This window comes from Flavonifractor sp. An9 (assembly GCF_002161245.1).
In the GTDB taxonomy this organism is placed as follows: domain Bacteria; phylum Bacillota; class Clostridia; order Oscillospirales; family Oscillospiraceae; genus Flavonifractor; species Flavonifractor avicola.
In genome coordinates, this window is record NZ_NFHC01000028.1 from 24,495 (window position 1) to 42,077 (window position 17,583).

Consider the following 17,583-nt stretch of genomic DNA (forward strand, 5'->3'; position numbering starts at 1 on the left):
ACTAAGACAGAGAAAGGAAAAGTATGGGATGAACGTTATCGGCTTCGGCGACTCCAATACCTATGGATATGATCCCCGTAGCTATTTCGGCGGGCGCTATGCCTCGGACAACAGGTGGGTGGACATCCTTGCTGCGGAGACCGGATGGACGATCTCTAACATGGGACAAAACGGCCGTGAGATCCCATCCGCTGCTCCTGCCTTTCCTGCCGATACGGATCTGCTGATCGTCATGCTGGGAACCAACGATCTGCTCCAGGGCCGAAGCCCGGAACAGGCAGCTGAGAGACTGGAGCGATTCCTTACGGCTGTTCCGTTAGGCCGAAGCAAGATCCTGCTGATCGCACCGCCGCCGGTGGCTTTGGGAGCTTGGGTGCCAAGCCAACAGCTCTTTGATAACTCCCATACCTTCGCCCGATGCTGTAAAGCCCTGGCGGAGCATCTGGGCATTCGCTTTGCCGATGCGGGAAGGTGGGGCATCCCTCTGGCCTATGACGGCGTACACTTCACGGAGCAGGGGCACAAAGCCTTTGCTACCAAACTTCTGGAGGAACTCAAATGAAACGAATCTTACCCCTGCTCATTTCCTTTTTGCTGTTGCTGGCCGGATGCGGCGGAAATTCCGCCGACGGCTCCTACCAGCAGATCACCCAAGAAGAAGCCAAAGAGATGATAGACTCCCAGGAGGTTATCATCCTGGATGTGCGGGAGCAGGACGAGTACGACAGCGGCCACATCCCTGGCGCTATCCTGCTGCCGGTGGGTACCATTGATGAGGCCACCGCTGCCGAGGTGATTCCTGAGAAGGACTCCACGGTGCTGGTCTACTGCCGCAGCGGGAACCGCAGCAAGACCGCATCCTCTACGTTGGCCGATTTGGGCTACACCAACATCTATGAGTTCGGTGGTATCAATACCTGGCCCTATGAAACCGAGCCGTAAGAAAACACTATGAGGTGTCAGGCATGAAGCAACTGACCTGGGAAGAATACTACGACGGATTTTATGGCTGGTCGCCCAGCACTCAGAAGAGCTACGCCTATCGCCTGTCCGATTATGGCCCCGCAGATGAGGTATGGGAGATTGCGGAGGAACTCGATTTTGTGGATAGTGCCTTTGCCGCCAAATTTTTGGAAAAGGCCTTCTCTGCCGGTGTCCGTTTCACCCCGGAACAGGTGCTGGAAATGGTGGCCATGGTGGACCAGTCCCTCCTGAGCAAAATGGCGGAGCAGACAACTGTTCCCTTCAACCGGGAACAGCTGGAAGAGATCTACCTGATGATCGATGATTCCTCCTTCCAAAAAATCTCCAGGCGGTCACGCATTGATGTGTTTGATGATGTGAAAGAACTCCGGAGACAGGCAGCGGCATCCTCTGCTGCCCGTCCGAAAAAGAAAGGCGGTCTGCTGTCGGCATTGGCGGCCTTCGCAGCCGGAGCGGCAGTCGCCGGTCACCTCAACAAGAAGCATGACGGACACTGCGACGGTGACTGCGCCAATTGCCCGCCCCATTACGGCTATCGCTACGGGCGTTGGTACTACGGAACCGCCCGACCCGCCGGAGGAGAGCCGGTACAAGGTGATACCGTTCGAGAGAGTGGGGTAAAAGAAACAAGGCCCAAGGGGCGAGATATCGTCCCTTGGGCTTCTGCCTTTATGAATGCGTAGAGATCTTAAATCTTGTCTTGCTGTTCTTCATAGTACTGAGTAATATATGCATCGCTTGTTAGGGCATTAACATAAATTCCTTCGTGTTTCAATATGGTCTCTGATTCTTGCTTTGCTTCTTCGCTTGTTTGAAATGCAGAAAAAGAAATATACATGGGTTTGCTATCAGTATCACCATACAAAACCTTTACTGTGCCGTCATCACACTTTTGAATATCTTTCACCAGCGCATTTATCAACAGATTGGCAGTGTGGAGGGTAACGGACTGCTTTAAGAAACTAAACTCAATGCTACCTACGAAAGTTAATGCTATCTTGTCGCCAATACTGAGAGATGTTTCAACATTGTTCATAGTCACAGTTGTCGAACTCGTGGATGTGAGCCTGGCATTCAAGCGGACAACTTTTTTCTCATATAGAAGCAAATAAATATTATCAATGTCTTGTTGCTCTTCTGGAGATAGGGTGTTCAATAAATCTGGAGAAATTGAAATGGCAAGTTTGCTTTCTATTACACTTAAACGCTTAAAGAAAGATTTGTAACGGCGAAAATATTCTTTTATATCCGATAGAGAAATATTTCCGTCTTCAGAGGGGATGTTATCTTCACGACTATATAAATGTGCCAAGAGTGCTGCAGCGATGCTAAAACCGTCAGCAACTTCTCTAATGCTTTTTGCCTTCTCAAATTGCACCTTATAATTGAGGGTATGTTTATTTTTGCCAAGCAGAAATTCAATATTGAAAGCAACAATGGCATCAGGCTCGGAACGCAAAATTACTTTATCTTTAATCCGACTACGCAACAGCGTTATAGTTTTTTTATTTCCGTCTACATCAAGTGTAATAGGCACGGGTTCTACCGCCGGGCCAACTAAGAATTGGGTTATGTTAGTTTTTTCTTCTAATGGGAATTTGGTGCCCAAGTGTCCGACTGTTGTAGAAACTGAAGTAACGCCTTCGACCGGAACGACACGCCCTTCGGCGTATACAATTTCCAAAGCTGATAAGAAGTTCTTATATGCCTCTCCGTCGCTAAAATGCAGAGTGCCGCTCATATTAAACATATCATCAGAAAAAATATCTTTGAGTTTATTTGGCATATTACCAGTCCCTTCTGATTTCTTCCAGCACCAGGATTTTACTGATCAAAACATTTTTCTGCATGAAAATATCGTCTTGGTTTTCGAAACAACTATCAGGTAAATCGGTTATAGTTTTAATAATTTCAATTCGGGCGAGGATATTTGGAACAATGATATACCGTATATCATCATAGGAAAAGTCAAGCCAAAGTTTTTTGTATCTATCCTGTTCTAATCCCTTGCTAATTTCGTCGGCCAAAGGAATTATATAAGGATTAGCAATGATGCTTTCTGTATTCAAAGCAGTAAGAACCTCAACATTCGGAACATATCTCCACTCGCGCTCGTCATGGAAGTTTTTGTAGATTTCAATTGTAGCAGAACTGGAATCGCGACGAGTGATTCTTCTCTTCATAATTCCTCGCAATGGTTTGATGTACGCCAAACGATTGATTACATCTTGAGAATATTCTTCTGGAATGTCATCATCCTGAAAAACTCGACTAAATAGAGCAGAAAAATCTTTTGCATATTGGGAATTTTTGTTAAGATAGTGAACCGGCTGAAGATGCTTTTTTTCACCCCAACTTTTTGAAAAAGCCACTGCATATTCTCCATAATAAGCAAAATGTGTGTTGTTCTTTTCGAGATCAGCCCGTTCATCCTTGCTTAAGGATTCATAAACATCACCAACACCATTTACAGCGAATGAATCTGCAAGTTTGTGAAAAGGAATATCACAGAAGCACGTTTGCAAAATGGCGGCTTCGTTAAATAAGCGAGTGCCATTTCGGATATTTAGGTAGTCTATGGTTTCAATACAATACCGTGGAATTATGGCCCTGCGTAGGAGAATGGAGTTTAGGTATTCTTGCTTTTTCATAAAATGAAAAAGCGTATTGGCACTCTGAGCATAATCATCATATGGTAGATAAATTGGGCTATTGGTAGGCATACCATCATCTCCATCTGGTTTCTAAAGTCAAAAAGCCGCATGGGAATATACCCATACGGCTACCTTGGTGGCCAAAGGCTCACCGTAAAACTATTATAGAGGATAAAGCTGGAAATCTCAAGAATTTGTCGTATTCAAAGAGAGCGTATAGCAGTCATGCCAATTAGGGATGGGTTAGGGATTTGGCTGTTCCAGTCGCTCGTACTCCAACCACTTTTTTGTCTCAAAACCACCACGAAACAGCAATCGTCCAAACTGCAAAAACAAAACTAAAAAACGCAGAAAAACCGCCTGAACAGGCGGTTTTTCTGACAAATTGGTCGGAGTGTCATTTAAGGGTTTAAAAAATCGCGAATTAAAAACATCTATCGGATTGTCGGCAATTAGTATTTCAAATTCCTTTTATACTGCTCCAGTTTTCCTTCTATTTCTGTCACATTAATTAGATCAGTCGCGAAAACGGATAGTTTGGGAGAAACAAGTTGCAATTCAAACTCTGTATTCTGCTCAAGAGGACAAGGGGGAATGGTATTTTCGTTTATGTTGTGGGTTTTTCTTGGTTCAGCATGTGTATTGTTGAGCCATGATATTTCTTGGCGTACAGTATTTTTAAACCATTGACCAAGAACATTTCTATAATAAACCTCGACAACTAACACTGTGCCACGATAAGAGGGTTGACATGGGTTACTTCTTAAACGCTCAATATTTTTCTCATAGTTAATACGCAGATCTTCTACTAGTATGTTTATTTCAAAAGTCTCAAACCGTACAGATGCTTTTGACTTTTCTCCCACTTTGATACACTTTGTGAAATCAGGTAAAAAGTCCATGTTTACAACGGTTAAGCCCCATAGGTACACAATGTGAACCTATGGGGCTTAAGCTATTATGGGGGAAAGAATCAGTGGGATATGGAGTAGCCATATCCCACTGGTTTTGGGATTATATGAGACATAAAGCGGAGGGTGCCGACCATATCCAAGAATAGAACCGGAACATGTTTTGGGATACTGATCTGGCCGGAGGGCGAACCATGTCCTCAAATAATTCCATCTGGATTCCTCTGTCAGTGCTCATCTATCCCTCATCACTGTATCTTCTCCCACTTGTTCTTCCGCTGATTGAACCGATAGCGCAGGTTCAGCAGCTGTGCCGCGTCCTTGTGGCCGTTCCGGGCAGCCTGCTCCAACCAATAGCCCGCCCGCTCTGGCTCATAGGTGGTGAGGGAGGGCCCGCCAGTCAAGGAACCATCCAGCAGACAGCCCAGGTTATACTGGGCTGCAGCCACGCCCTGCTGCGCGGCCGCCTCCCAATAGGCCTCCGCCTGCTGGAAGTCAATCTCCACCCCGGTTCCGTCGAAGTAGCGATTCCCCATCTCAAACTGGGCCCGGGCGCTCCCGGAATCTGCCGCCAGCTTAAAGTAGTAGGAGGCAATGAAGGGATTTTGGGGGACATAGGGAGGATACCCGTGGTCATACTCCACCGCCAGGTTATAGGCGCACTCATAGTCCCCCTCCATGCCAGCCTCCGTATAGACCTCAAAGGGAATCCGCAGGTCAGAATAGGTGCGGTACCCGGTGCCGTCCAGCATGCAGTAGGCGGCCAGGGCCGCCCCCGTGGGGCACCCCTCAAAGTATGCCGCCACCGCCAGCTCCACTGCCATGGTGCCGGCTACCGCATCCTTCTTCCCACCCTCGTCAAATAGCTGCTTCAATCCGTATGCCGCCTGGAAAATCTCCTTGCTGTCCTGTTTCTCAAACAAAACGCGTCCGATTTTTACGTTAATATTATCCTCAAACAGAGCCATAGCCCCTCTCCTCCTCTCAGCAGTAGATCTCCTGGCTGTTGTTGGACTGGTTGATCCAGTTTTCCAGTTGGGTGATTAGGATATTTTTCATGGTGGAGATAAAGGTCTCCATTCTGGGGTTGTGCTTCTCCTTTACCGCAATCACTTTTTTGCACAGGGCCTCATTCTCCATGGCCTTCCCTTGGGCGTCCGCGTGGGAGAGAAGCACCATAATGGTGAAGTGGATGGCGGCGTTGGTGATCTGCTCCCCGGCGACCAGGAAGGACAGCTCCCCATTCCGGGCCGTGGGGTCTTTTGCGTGGATATAGATGGTGGGCATGACGTCTACCCAGTCCTCCACCGCGGCGCCCGCCGAAATCATGGTCACGTCATAGGTGTCGCCAAAATTCCGCTCCAGCTCTTGGGCCACCAGCTGCCGCACCCGCGCGCCGTCCCAGCCAAGGCCCTGGATGCTCACGTCCTTCTGCCACTCGTCCATGACCATGGGGAACTCCTGCTTCTTCCGGTTGAGGGAGAGGTTGTTGAAGTACTGCTGAATCTCGTTGGCTTTCCAGTGGAAGAACCGGTGGTCATAGAGCAGCTCGTCCTCTTTGGCCTGGACGTTCACCGCGCCGTACTCCAGGAAGGCGCCGCCCCTGCCGCCGGAGGCCCCGCTCCCCTTGAGGAACTTCAGCCGCTGCTCCTGCTCCGCCGTGCGTGGCATGTTATTCTTTACCATATACTCCAGGATGATCCTCTCCTGCCCAAAGGCGCCCAGGTGGAAGAGGACGTTTTGCAGTACATCCAGTTGTTCCCGGTCTGCTCGGGGACCGCAGCACTCCAGCCAGTCCTTCAAGGTCTCATCGTACTGGTCGACCGTCCCGGAGTGGAGATGGCGCAGCTCCTCCCCAATCACCATGTCCACGCTGGGGTAGAGCACTACTTTCTCCTCGTTGTCCACGGTTTTCACCTGGCTGAACCCGAACAGCCTGCGGCAGAGCTTTTTGTAGACGTCATACAGCTCCACCGCCCCCTCGTCCTGGTTCTCATCCTGGGCGAAGTGGAGCAGGGCCAGCTTAATCTTGTCAAAGTCCTCTTGCTGGCAGTTCCCGAACAGCCAGAGCTTTACCGCTCCCTTATAGTCCCCCGCATCCAGTGCCTCCACCCCGTCCGAGAAGGCGGCGATAGCGGAGAAAGCCTCATTGATATCAAGCTCTCGGATTTTCTGGAGTAGCCCGTCCACATCCTCACAGCCGGTAAAGATGCTGGCCGAGGCCGTCCTCTCGTCGGACAGGAAGGGCTCCGCCGCGATGATCTCCTCCAGCTCCCCACGTATTTCCTGGAAATAGAGCAGATCTTTTAGGGATTTTATCATGGAGGGGGCCGTGATCTCCCCGTCCCGGAAGGCGCTGGCCAGGAAGGAGTAGTACTCCTTTTCCACCATCTTCAGATTTTCCAGGTATAGCTTCCCGCCCCGGTACTCCTGAGGCATCTGGTCGAAGAAGGAAAAATCCCGCAGCCCCATGTGACTCCCCAGCATCATCTGAGCAAACATATAGGAGACAATGTAGTACTCCTTCTGAGCGAGATAGGCCTCCCGCTCCTGGGCCAGGTACTCCCGAAACCTTGTCTCATGCTGGGGTTGCTCCTCCTGGGCACGCTGGCGGAGGGCCTCCACCTCTTTTTTGATTTTGGCCTTCCGGACGGAGATACCCGCCCCCTTTGCTGCTATATTGGCCACATCACCGAAGAATCCCATCTCACATATCCTCCCTAAAATTTGATGTCAGTCAATTTCTTTGTGACGTAATAGGTAATCGCCTGGATGTCCTTCTCCGCCTTGTCCTGGAACTCGGTATAATCCTTGGGCAGATTTTCAAAGTCCCGCACCCAGTCCTTGTGCTTTTTGACCAGCCGCTTCAGCACCTCCAGGGAGCTGTTCATGCCCAGCTGGTCTTTCATAATCTCGCTGAGGGCCTCCTTTAAGTTCCCGTCCCCCGCCCGATCCTGCAGGCGGTTGCAGTCCGCAATCAGCTTGTCATAGATTTGAGTGGCGGTTTTCCACTCCTCCACCCACTGCATCTGGAGCTTTACCAGCCGGCTCTGGACAGTGAAGAGCATCGCCTTCTGGTGCATCGGCTTGGCTCTCATCAGCTCAAAGAGCTGCTGGGTGTCGGGGGCGTCCTTCGCCTGGAACATATTGACCCGCAGCTTGAAGGGCTTGAGCAGTCCCTCATAGTAGGCCAGGGTCTCCCCCGGCAGATAGGTGGACAGCTCTTCCAACTGCACCCCAGAGGCGGCCATGGTGGAGCCAATCAGGTTCCGGTCGTCCTCAGAGGTGATGCGGTGGGCGATTTTCAGCGTGGTGTTTTTCAGAATCTCCGGGGCCATGGTGGTGGGCAGCTGGTCTGCGATGACGATGCCCTCTCGCAGGGCCCGCACTTCCGCCAGCATCTTCACAATATAGCTGGTGGCCGCCGATTTGGGGTTGGCATCCTCCCCGGTGGTATCGCTACTCTCCGGGGCAATCAGGTTGTGTGCCTCCTCAATAAAGATGACATGGCGCACCGGCTTGCCCAAGTCCCCCTTGGGGTCGGCCCGCAGCGTCTCCCGGATCAGGGTACACAGCATCAGTGTCAAAAAGTTGGCCGGCCCCTTTCCCAGGGACTCCAGCTCAATGATGACCGGGTACTTCGTCCAGTTCTCCGGCATGATGGTGGAGACGGGCACGTCAAACACATTCCCCAAGTCCCGCCGTAGCAGGGAGGATATTCGCATCTCCAGGGCAGACTTCATGTTCCCCCGCACTTCCCCGTCGTAGTCGGTCTTTTCCAACTCCTCCTCCAGTTTTTGATAGAGCTCCGTCATGGTGGGGTACTCCCGCTCCCCGGTGTTGATGTCCTCCACGTCCCAGCCGTGATCCAGATAGACAGCCTCAATGGAGCGATCCAGCAGGGCGGGCAGGGGGGGAACCAGGGGGAAGGCCCCCTCGAACACCTCGTCCAGATTTTGGATGTGCTCGGCCAGAGACATGCCCTTGGGAAACTGGAAGGGGTTGATGGCCAGGGGGAACTTAGAGCCCGCCGACGGGGAGAACACCACCAAATCCTCAATGTCGGTCTGGGCCAGGGCGCGGTACTCCTTTTTGGCCGGCTCTAAGACCAGAAAGGGGATGCGGTACTCCTTCCACAAATTGTAGCACAAGCCCAGCATGGTGTTGGTCTTGCCCGCGCCAGGGACGCCGCACACAAAGGCGTGCTTTTTCAGCAAATCCACATCCAGCGCCACCGGATAGCCGAAGCTGTCCCGGCCCAGGGGCAGTCCTTGGGACAGGTGCTTGGCCTGGGTCTCCTTGGGGAAGTCGATCTGCTCCCCCTCCAGGAGAATAGGGAAGCGGAAAAAGGGGGAGAGCTCCTCCAGAGCGAACAAGGTGGGCCAGAACCGCAGGGACTCCGGTACCATTTTGGCAAAAAACCGATGGGCAGACAGGACATCGTCCAACGGCTCGCACTGCCTCAGACAGGAGATCTCCGCGTTGCCCTCCTCAATCGCCTCCCCCGCCGCCGCCGCCAGCAGTAGCTCCGCTCCGGTGGGGGTCTGGGAGAAAGCTCGGACATTGGCGTAGAAGCAGGGGGACTCGGTGACACAGGTCAAAAACTTTTCATACTCGTCCAAGGTTTCCTCTGCGGCAATGTCCCGGGAGGACGCCTTAACCGTGGTGTCCAGGGACACGCTCTGGGAGAAGCCATAGGAGGTCTTTTTACGCAGATAGGCGATGGGCCGCTCCAGGGCGTGGGACACAGTATCAAAGGCGTTGACCCCCTCGAAGCTGACTACATAGGCCAGGTTCTCCTGCAGGGTGTCCATCACCCGGAGCATATCCCGCAACCGGGCGTCCTCCGCAGACGTCCAACCGGACACCAGGAAGAAGCTGGCGGCGTTGGCATCGGTGGAGGTATCGGAACTGCGTTGCCGCTCGATTTTTTTCAAAATGGCCTCATGGCTGTAATCCCAGGCCAGCTGCTGGCTCAGGGCCTCCGTTTTCACTGGGACGAGGCGGAAGTAGTCCGCCAGGGGGGAGGCCTTCACCAGCTGATCCAGGGCCTGGAGCATATTTTCCCGGACGGTGCTCAGGACAAACAAAAACTTCATCCGCTCCCTGGGTTGGTTCTTGGCGCAGAACTGGACAATCAGGTGGATGCGGGCCTGGGCCAAGATGGTGATGCGGTTCCACTGCCGCAGAAAGGCGTTGTGCCGCCCCACCACTCCGCCCGCATCGTTGTCTCCCAAAGCCTGGTACTTGGCCAGGGAGAGGTCGGGGGCGGCTTCTAACGAATAGCCTAAGTAGACCATGTCGGACACCGCTTTCTGTTAGATTCCCATGAGCTTGTTCCGAATTTCCGCCAGCCTATCGGAGTGCTTCTGCGTCTCCTGGGCAATGTCGGAGAGCTGCCCGCTATTCTCCTGTAGCTCACGGCTTTTGGCATCAGCAAAGGCACCGATTAGGGGTACATCCCGCAGGCCGCTAAGATTTTCCCCCTTCTTTCTCAGGTCATCGCTGTCCTGTCGAGTCTTTTCCAGGGCCTTTAGCGCATCAGCCTGTGCCTCGTATGCCTCTTCCTCCAGGGACTTAGCCTCCGCCTTCACCTCGGACTGGGCTTGCTGGCAGACGGCGTCAATCTGCTGCTGCAGTTCCTCTGGCAGGTCGCGGGGAATCCTGGAGATTCCCTCCTGCAACTGATCGGATTTTTCCTTGAGCTCATCGCTCCTGTCGCTCAGCTCAAAGGCCTTGAGATCCGCTTTGCTCATCTCCTTGATGGCATCGCTGCGCATTTTTTCAAACCGGGCCATCAACTACACCTCCATACTGTCTCATGTCTTTTCCTTAATACTGATAAAATCCGATTTTAATCTTCTCGTTCTTCCGCAGTCCTTCACAAATTTTCTCTCAGCCTCCCAGCGTTCCTTGTTGTATAGCGCGGCCAGATGGAAGTAGAAGTGGCCCTTATCGATCTCAAAGGTCTTGCAGCCCCAGCTGTCATCGTTCACTTCCCGACAATACTCTGTTCAGCGGCGGGCGTAGGCCGCCAGCCGGTTCTTTACGTCCGTGTTATTGGTGCTGACAATGATTTTGGGGTCTTGTTCATCAAACTTAATTATAGTTATTTTCTGGCTTTTTTCAATCCTATTTTTGGATTCTGCGCTCCGTTTCCTCTATTTTTCGGTTTGTTATGCGAGAGGGGCCTTTTTCACTCCTTTTTCCTAACTCTTGAGTTGTAAAAAACATCATTTTTTGCGTTCAAAATGGCCCATACGGGTCATAGTCCATTCCGGGCCGCTGTTATCGCCTAATTTCTGTTTTTTACGGCTCTTAACCGGGATTGCCGCTCCCGTTGGTGAGGAGGTATGAAATGGCCCCGAACAGACTGAAGCGACACGCACGGGGACGGTGTCCCATAGACCTGTACCTATGACCTTGGTAGCGCTGCTAACCTGACACACGGTAGGGGCAGGCAAGACGGCAGGGCGATGCCGGCGGTCAAACATTCAACTGTCATTCAGCCGTCCTAACGTTTCCCACCACGCCGGATACGGCAGGCTGTGCCCACTGTCCAGAGGCTCCCGCCTGGCCCGGTTCACCAGCCGGAACACCTCCCGCCAGCGGTGGAGATCACTTCCGTGGTAGCGTTGGCGCAGGTGCTCCAGAGCCGTCTTTCGCGCCTTGGTCACACCGTCGGGGGTGAGCATCTCCCGCAGGCCCAGCTCGTCGGCGGACAGCTTCTCATAGCCGTAGACGCCGAAGGTGTGGCCCAGGATGGAGCGGTCCTTGGCGCTCAGCGACCGAAAAAGCGGTTCCAGCAGCTCCAGGCACACCTTCCGGTAGACGATCTGCTCCGCGGACGCCCCCTGCTGGTGGGCCAACAGCCGCTCCAGAGGATCGCCCTCTTCATCTTCCTTCCGCAGGTCAAATACAGAGAGAAAATGGGTGTTGTACCCAATCAGTCGGGCGGCCGCCGTTTCGGAAATGCCCATCTGTGCGGCAATCTCCGCCACAGATTTGTCCTCCGTGTGATAGAGCCGCTGGGCCAGACGCACCCGTTCCATCTCGTCCTTGCTCAGGGCCATGACGCCCAAGTTGGTCTCCAGATAGCGATACATCCGCCCACGCAGGAAGGGATAGAGATAGGTGGTCAGCTTCCCAGTCTCCTCGTCATAGCCGCCGGCCTGGAGACGCTCCCACAGTTCCAGGTTTCCTTCAGCGCACAGATCCTCCAGCAGTGTTACCGCTGCGGCATCTTTACACCCAAAGCGCCTGGCCGCGTCCAGGGCGATGGCCCGGATGAAGTTCTCCAGCTGTTCGTAGAGCTGTTCAAAGGCGTCAGCGTCGCCGCCCCGTATCTTCTGATACAACTCCTCATTTGTCATGAACCACCGCCCCCTTTCTTCCTGTGGTGAAACTCAGGTGTTTCGCTTCGGCCGTCCTCTGGGTCTGCTCTTTCTCTGGACACCGCACAGCGGGTACAGTTTCTCCTTGGACAGAGATACGTTGAACGCCTCATAGCTTGTCCCCGGTTTTGTCCGGGCCGTGTGGTAGAGCTCCTGGGCCTTCTCCCGCAGCAGCTCCCGTTCCTCCGCCGTGATGTTGCCCCGCGACTTGTCCTTGTCGATCCGCTGGAAACAGCGGTAGAGGGCCTGGGCCAGCGGACTGTCTTCCGCCTCCTCCTTGACGCCCCGAATCCGGTAGCCCAGCTGGGCGCAGGTGTACCTGGGATGGGTGGGATTGGGAAGGTCGCAGTATTTGGTGTGGTAACCCTTTTGCAGCAGGAAAAACCGCCCGCAGTTCTCACACCGGCGGATCAGGTGGCCAGCCTCCAGTCCCTTGTAGAAGTCCAGTTTCAGTATGGTCTGGAGCCGGTCTGCCTCGTAGTACTCGTAGACCTTGAACGTACCGGAGCCAGAGGAGGTCTCCCGTGGAATCAGGTGGAGCCGCACATCGTCCATGCGGGTGTAGAATCCTGTCCCGTCCACGGGGTTGGCGATCCACTTGTGGGCGCGCTCGTGGAACAGAAAGGTGTGCAGTGCTGCCACATAGTTGTCCGGCGTCAGTCTGTCCAACTTGGAGAGCCCCATTCGGATGAAAGCCCGCAGCGTCTGGCAGACGGAGGCGATGTCCATGAGGATTTTCCCGTAAGTCATGCAGTAATTTTTGTAAAACTCCCACTTCATCTCCACCGGCCCAGGCACGATCAGCAGGGCCCTGGTCTTTTCCGGCGGAGCTGGTGGGACCGGTGGACGGGGAATCGTCTCTTCAAACCGCTCACCGTTGATCTGATATGCCAGATAGTCTGAACCGCCATACTCCTCCGGTTGCTCCAGATAATTTTCGTAGTCCATGATTGCACCCAGTATACTCAAATCCCGTTCTCCTGGTGTCAGCGTATCCCCATCTTCCGGAAACAGTGTGTACTGCTCTGTGAGTGTCCGTGCCTCATAGAGTACCTCCGGGTTTTCTTGAATCAAGCGAAAAATTCTGTGCTGGATCAGGGATTCGTGGAGCCGAACCATCTCCTCGTTTGCGTTGAACCAGTCCTGCATCTGGCGATTCTTTTCGTAGCGATCCATATTCTCCATCGCTCTACCCATCATCCGGTGCAGTTCCTGGTACTCCTCCGGGGAGATGTTCAACACCTCCGCAGTCAATTCTCCCAAGGGATACTCCCGGTCGTTCAATCCTAATACCTTCTCCGCGATGTAGAAAGCGATGGATGTAAACAAGACGGCCACCTCTTTTTTGTCTGCAAATGATTTTAATTTGTCTGCTATTTCTCTGAGTGTATCAAAAAAATCTCCACAATACAAGTAGAAGGGCGAGGATCGCGTGCCGGCGGTCCCCGCCCTTACTTTCTGAGAAGGAGATGTTTGGATGAAAAATTTAGAGACCATTGACGCGGATACCCTGCTGGGTATCCCCTACGAACCGCTCTCATTTGTGGTGGAGGATCTGCTGCCACAGGGCCTCCACCTGCTGGCGGGCGCGCCGAAGATCGGCAAGTCCTGGCTGGCCCTGTGGCTTTGCCTCCAGGTGGCCCAGGGGGAGTCCCTCTGGAATTTTGCCACAAAACCTTGCGAAGTTCTGTACCTCTGCCTGGAGGACAGCTTCCAGCGCATCCAGAGCCGCCTGCTGGATCTTACGGAGGACGCGCCCCCGACACTACATTTCGCCGTGATGTCGGAGCAGCTCCACAGCGGGCTGGTGGAGCAGATGGAGCAGTTTCTTCGGGAACATCCGGCCACCGGGCTGGTGGTCATCGACACCCTCCAGCGTATCCGGGCTGTGGGCAGCGAGGCCAATCCCTACGCCAGCGACTACCGGGACATCGGCGTCCTCAAGGCATTGGCAGACCAGCACCGCATTGCCGTCCTGCTCATCCACCACCTGCGAAAGCTGAATGACGACGACCCGATGAACATGATCTCCGGCACCACGGGCCTGAGCGGGGCCACAGACTCCAACTTTGTGCTCCGCAGGAGCAAGCGCAGAGAGAACACCGCCACCCTCTACTGCACAGGCAGGGACATCGTCTACCGGGAGCTATCCTTAGAGTTCAACAATGAAACACACATCTGGAACCTTCTCTCGGATGACTGCGGACAGGCAGATCAGTCCTGCGGGCGGATGCTTTTTCTTCTCTCTGCCCTGCTGCGGGAGCAGCCAGAGATCTGCGCCCCTGCCAAGGCCCTGCTGGAGAAGATCGACCCTGACGGCGCGGAGGGCCTGACACCCAACAGTTTCTCCCACAAACTCCGCAAAAGCGTTGACGCGCTAAGGCGGAGCGGCATCGTGGTGAGCTTCCGAAAGAGCAACGGGGAGCGGCTCATCTGCCTGAAAAGGGCCGATGGTGTCGATGATCCCACTGCCGGAAACACCGTCACCATCGACCCTGCCAATTGAGTTGTGGAAGGAAATGCGGCCGGGGCCGGAGATGCGGATTCCTCCCTTTCGGGAGGGCAAGCATCGCGTCCGGCTATACGCCGACCGCAATTCCGGGGCGCTACCCCGGCCCCCAGCCCCTGAAGGGGAGAAAGGAGCGTCAATGCAGAGAGAAAAGAAAACGGAGATCATCACCCTGCGGGTGACACCGCAAGTCAAAGAGCGCATCAGGGCCAAAGCCCAGGAACTGAGCCTGACGGTCACCGACTACCTGTGCCTGTGTGGTCTGGGCAAGAAGATCGTCCGGGTGGATGGACTGGATCAGGTGCTGTCCGAACTGAAAGCCCAGGGGCGGAATCTCAACCAGCTCACCACTCTGGCCAACATGGGCAAGATCGCCGTGGTGTATGGGGATCGACTGGCGGAGGGCTACGGTCAGATCAACGAGCAGCTCCGCCAGCTGTTGCGGGAGGTGACCTGAGATGGCTACTTTTACCGCCGTCAAGAACCGGGGCGGCGGCCGGGGCGCTCTGGGCGGCGTGCTGCGGTACACCCAGCAGGACGAAAAAACGCTGTGGGAGGGGTTGCGGTTGGTGTCCGGCTGGAACTGCACCGCCCAGTCCGCCCTCTCCGAGATGCGGCTCACCAAGGAGCGGTATCGGAAAACGGACGGGCGGCAGTACTACCACTTCGTCCAGTCCTTCGCGGAAACAGATGACCTGACGCCCCAGGAGGCCCACGCCATTGCTCTGGAGTTGGCCCAGCGGGAATTTCCCAGCTTTGAGGTGCTGGTGGCTACCCACATCGACACCGACCATCTGCACAGCCACCTGATCGTCAACAGCGTCAGCTTCCAGGACGGCAGGAAGCTCCATCAGAGCGCCGCCGACCTCCAGGCCCACCGGCTGGCCAGCGACGAGATCTGTGCCGCCCACGGTCTGGAGATCCTGCCACCGCCTCAAAAGCAGGTGAAACAAAAACGCATGAGTAGCCGGGAATACCGCTCCGCCGCCAAGGGCGAGAGTTGGAAGTTCCGACTGATGGACACCATCGACCAGTGCATGAAGTACGCCGAAACCAAAGATGAATTTATTTCTCTGATGGAGAGTGAGGGGTACCAGGTGCGGTGGACAGACAGCCGGAAGAACATCTGTATACACTTCCTTTATCTCTCGGAGAAAAGGCTCTCCCTTAAAGCGTGTATCTTTGGTAGTAAACAGATGGCTTTCGTATACCTCGCCTTTTTTGATGACGGTACAGCCTTTCCGTATCTGCCCGTCCTCCCCCGTGATTTCCTTTTTGGTGCGGACACGCTTTCCAGTCTCGTCAAAGAACACGCTGCGGGAAGCAACCTTTACATCAGGTTCGGGGAGCAACCTCCTCTCGCTGAAAATCAGATGGATATGATAATTTGTCTTGCGCTTGTTGTGGTGGAGGGCGGACACGCACTCCACACCGTACCGCCTGCGGAACTCCTCTGTAAAGTCCGTGAGTACCTGCTGCGGCTCGTATTGCGTATAGATTTCGGGCAAGGCGATAATCAGTTCCCTTGCTTCGATACATTTGCCCTCTGTGCCGCTGCGCTGAAACTCCTGCTGGCTTTCCCTTGCAAGGTTGCTCCAAAAGGTGCTATCGGCGGTGCGGTAGGTGGCATAGAGATTTTCCTGCCTTGCATGGCTTGTAATATACGATATTCGCCCTTTGACATTGGGCAGTTTTGACATCTGGATAAAACTGTGTCTCGGCATACATCATCTCCGTTTTCTGTTGTCAAGGTGCGTCCTTTTTTTGCAACCGTTTACGGTTGTGGCTGTCGCTGCGGCAGCGGTGACAGCCCCGTATCATACGCCGCAGGCGGTTGATACGGAAGCCCCCTGCAAGGGCGAAATACCCGGAGTACAAATCGAAGATTTGTGCGAGGGGTGTATTTCGCTCTCAAACGCCGAGGGCTTAGGGTTACTTTCCGAAAAGAGAATGGATGGTCATTCCACTCTGCGGACATCATCGGGCTTCAGAAGATTTCTTCCCTGATTGACCGTCAGAAACCGTTCCAGCGTGTCCCTGCGGATAATGGTCTTGCGCCCCACTTTGAGGACGGGCAGCTTTCCCCATTCCACCAGCTTCCGCATGGTGTTCCTGCCGATACCCGTACATTCTGCGGCTTCCTCTATGGTAAGTCCCATTTTGACTGCGCTCATTCTATCAACCTCCTTTTAGAATACTCATTTTGCAACTACTGTTTTATCATTATACTTATTCTGCCATCTCTTGTCAACCTATTTTGCAACCATTCATAGTTTATTTACAACTTTCATTGAGATAAAGGTTGCAAAATAAGTATCGGCGTGTTATACTGATACCAGTCAGGAGGTGAACACCTTGAAAAAAGAAACCACATTCACCGCAAAACAGGTCGGTAGGAGGATTAAGGAACGCCGCACAGAGTTAAACATTACCATGCCGGAACTTGGCAGGCGTGTAGGCGTGAACAAATCCACCATTCAGCGGTATGAAGCGGACGGAGTTGATCCGAAGCGCACAATGGTTATCAACGGTCTTGCGGAAGCGTTGCTCACAACTCCCGAATGGCTGACAGGTCTTTCCGATGATAAGGAATATGACACCTATACTCTTTGCCAGCGGGATATTGAGGAACACATCAGGAAATATCTGGACACAGTTTCCTATACAGTAAAGGGCGAGCCGCACCAGCAGCTTCTCACGACATTTCTCGGCAAGATGGTTGACCTGTATACGGTTATGACCTGCTACTTTGCTGATGCTATGGAGGAAGTTGACCGTGTGGCGGAGGACAAAGGGCTGAAAGAGTCTCTTGGACGGTACGCCATAGAGTCCGGGGCAATCATGGAACAGGTATACCGCAAGAAGATGGAAGTACCGATTGAGGATATGAAACGGTTTTTAGACGGGATTTTACATATCCACGATGAGGGGCGCACAAGAATGTCGATGGGCGCACTTTTCGGGATAGTGGAGGAAGCCGAAGAAAGGCTTTCCGAAAAAGAAAATTCCGTGGCACCTTGCTACGAAAATAAGTAGCGAGGGCGTGAACCTTGACAAACAGGCTTTCAACGCCTCATGAAAAACCATCGCAGCACAAAAAGCGGCAGGCCAAAACCTGTCGCCGGCCGAAG

Annotated in this window: 17 protein-coding genes and 2 pseudogenes; 8 read left to right on the forward strand and 11 right to left on the reverse strand. The window is 53.5% G+C overall.

The features are described 5' to 3' along the window. Positions 1 to 28 precede the first annotated feature (28 nt). From B5G40_RS14545 to B5G40_RS14555, 3 genes are read left to right on the forward strand one after another with little or no spacing between them, the layout of a single operon-like run. The gene (locus B5G40_RS14545; protein WP_087400294.1) at positions 29 to 562 is read left to right on the forward strand and encodes a GDSL-type esterase/lipase family protein; all 534 of its coding nucleotides are present in this window, start codon (positions 29 to 31) and stop codon (positions 560 to 562) included. Beyond that, positions 559 to 942 (forward strand): rhodanese-like domain-containing protein, encoded by a 384-nt coding sequence (locus tag B5G40_RS14550; protein WP_087400296.1) that lies wholly within the window; start codon positions 559 to 561, stop codon positions 940 to 942. The genes B5G40_RS14545 and B5G40_RS14550 overlap by 4 nt, the downstream gene beginning before the upstream one ends. 23 nt (positions 943 to 965) lie before the next feature. Next, positions 966 to 1,667, forward strand: coding sequence for a hypothetical protein (locus B5G40_RS14555; protein ID WP_087400298.1), 702 nt, complete (start codon positions 966 to 968; stop codon positions 1,665 to 1,667). Between the two features lie 5 nt (positions 1,668 to 1,672). Here B5G40_RS14555 and B5G40_RS14560 read toward each other — a convergent pair whose 3' ends face one another. The 7 genes from B5G40_RS14560 to B5G40_RS14585 all read right to left on the reverse strand — a co-directional run bounded on the left by B5G40_RS14560 (position 1,673) and on the right by B5G40_RS14585 (position 10,347). Further along, positions 1,673 to 2,770, reverse strand: a complete 1,098-nt coding sequence (locus B5G40_RS14560; protein WP_087400300.1) for a hypothetical protein — start codon at positions 2,768 to 2,770, stop codon at positions 1,673 to 1,675. 1 nt (position 2,771) lies between these two features. Continuing rightward, positions 2,772 to 3,707, reverse strand: a complete 936-nt coding sequence (locus B5G40_RS14565) for an abortive infection system antitoxin AbiGi family protein (protein ID WP_087400302.1) — start codon at positions 3,705 to 3,707, stop codon at positions 2,772 to 2,774. 383 nt (positions 3,708 to 4,090) lie between these two features. Then, a complete protein-coding gene (locus B5G40_RS16755) occupies positions 4,091 to 4,540 on the reverse strand; it encodes a hypothetical protein (RefSeq protein ID WP_143383436.1) in 450 nt (149 codons plus the stop codon). 257 nt (positions 4,541 to 4,797) lie between these two features. Next, complete coding sequence (locus B5G40_RS14570) at positions 4,798 to 5,517, reverse strand: tetratricopeptide repeat protein (RefSeq protein ID WP_087400304.1); 720 nt, start codon at positions 5,515 to 5,517, stop codon at positions 4,798 to 4,800. 16 nt (positions 5,518 to 5,533) lie between these two features. After that, positions 5,534 to 7,255 carry a hypothetical protein gene (locus B5G40_RS14575; RefSeq protein ID WP_087400306.1) on the reverse strand — a complete coding sequence of 574 codons (1,722 nt, stop codon included), beginning with the start codon at positions 7,253 to 7,255 and terminating at the stop codon, positions 5,534 to 5,536. Positions 7,256 to 7,269: 14 nt separating this feature from the next. After that, positions 7,270 to 9,849 carry an ATP-binding protein gene (locus tag B5G40_RS14580; protein ID WP_087400308.1) on the reverse strand — a complete coding sequence of 860 codons (2,580 nt, stop codon included), beginning with the start codon at positions 9,847 to 9,849 and terminating at the stop codon, positions 7,270 to 7,272. A gap of 18 nt (positions 9,850 to 9,867) precedes the next feature. After that, positions 9,868 to 10,347, reverse strand: a complete 480-nt coding sequence (locus B5G40_RS14585; RefSeq protein ID WP_087400310.1) for a hypothetical protein — start codon at positions 10,345 to 10,347, stop codon at positions 9,868 to 9,870. Positions 10,348 to 10,482: 135 nt separating this feature from the next. Between B5G40_RS14585 and B5G40_RS17210 the strand changes: the two genes are divergently transcribed. Further along, positions 10,483 to 10,776 carry a hypothetical protein gene (locus B5G40_RS17210; RefSeq protein WP_206407257.1) on the forward strand — a complete coding sequence of 98 codons (294 nt, stop codon included), beginning with the start codon at positions 10,483 to 10,485 and terminating at the stop codon, positions 10,774 to 10,776. Positions 10,777 to 11,043: 267 nt separating this feature from the next. On the opposite strand, the gene B5G40_RS14595 is transcribed toward B5G40_RS17210, so the two are convergent. Beyond that, positions 11,044 to 11,922 carry a sigma-70 family RNA polymerase sigma factor gene (locus B5G40_RS14595; protein ID WP_087400312.1) on the reverse strand — a complete coding sequence of 293 codons (879 nt, stop codon included), beginning with the start codon at positions 11,920 to 11,922 and terminating at the stop codon, positions 11,044 to 11,046. Positions 11,923 to 11,955: 33 nt separating this feature from the next. Then, complete coding sequence (locus B5G40_RS14600; RefSeq protein ID WP_087400314.1) at positions 11,956 to 13,272, reverse strand: DUF6076 domain-containing protein; 1,317 nt, start codon at positions 13,270 to 13,272, stop codon at positions 11,956 to 11,958. Between the two features lie 148 nt (positions 13,273 to 13,420). Between B5G40_RS14600 and B5G40_RS14605 the strand changes: the two genes are divergently transcribed. The 3 genes and pseudogenes from B5G40_RS14605 to B5G40_RS17400 form a co-directional block, all read left to right on the forward strand. After that, on the forward strand, positions 13,421 to 14,449 hold the full coding sequence (locus B5G40_RS14605; protein WP_087400316.1) for an AAA family ATPase: 1,029 nt from the start codon (positions 13,421 to 13,423) through the stop codon (positions 14,447 to 14,449). 142 nt (positions 14,450 to 14,591) lie between these two features. Beyond that, on the forward strand, positions 14,592 to 14,909 hold the full coding sequence (locus B5G40_RS16980; RefSeq protein ID WP_087400319.1) for a plasmid mobilization protein: 318 nt from the start codon (positions 14,592 to 14,594) through the stop codon (positions 14,907 to 14,909). 154 nt (positions 14,910 to 15,063) lie between these two features. After that, positions 15,064 to 15,525 (forward strand): annotated as a pseudogene (locus B5G40_RS17400) (relaxase/mobilization nuclease domain-containing protein); the annotation flags it as partial. A 45-nt stretch (positions 15,526 to 15,570) separates the two neighbouring features. Here B5G40_RS17400 and B5G40_RS16985 read toward each other — a convergent pair. Continuing rightward, positions 15,571 to 16,176: pseudogene (locus tag B5G40_RS16985) on the reverse strand (MobA/MobL family protein); the annotation flags it as partial. A gap of 234 nt (positions 16,177 to 16,410) precedes the next feature. Next, the gene (locus B5G40_RS14620) at positions 16,411 to 16,626 is read right to left on the reverse strand and encodes a helix-turn-helix domain-containing protein (protein ID WP_002586623.1); all 216 of its coding nucleotides are present in this window, start codon (positions 16,624 to 16,626) and stop codon (positions 16,411 to 16,413) included. Positions 16,627 to 16,807: 181 nt separating this feature from the next. Between B5G40_RS14620 and B5G40_RS14625 the strand changes: the two genes are divergently transcribed. Then, on the forward strand, positions 16,808 to 17,488 hold the full coding sequence (locus B5G40_RS14625) for a helix-turn-helix domain-containing protein (RefSeq protein WP_087400324.1): 681 nt from the start codon (positions 16,808 to 16,810) through the stop codon (positions 17,486 to 17,488). Positions 17,489 to 17,583 lie beyond the last annotated feature (95 nt).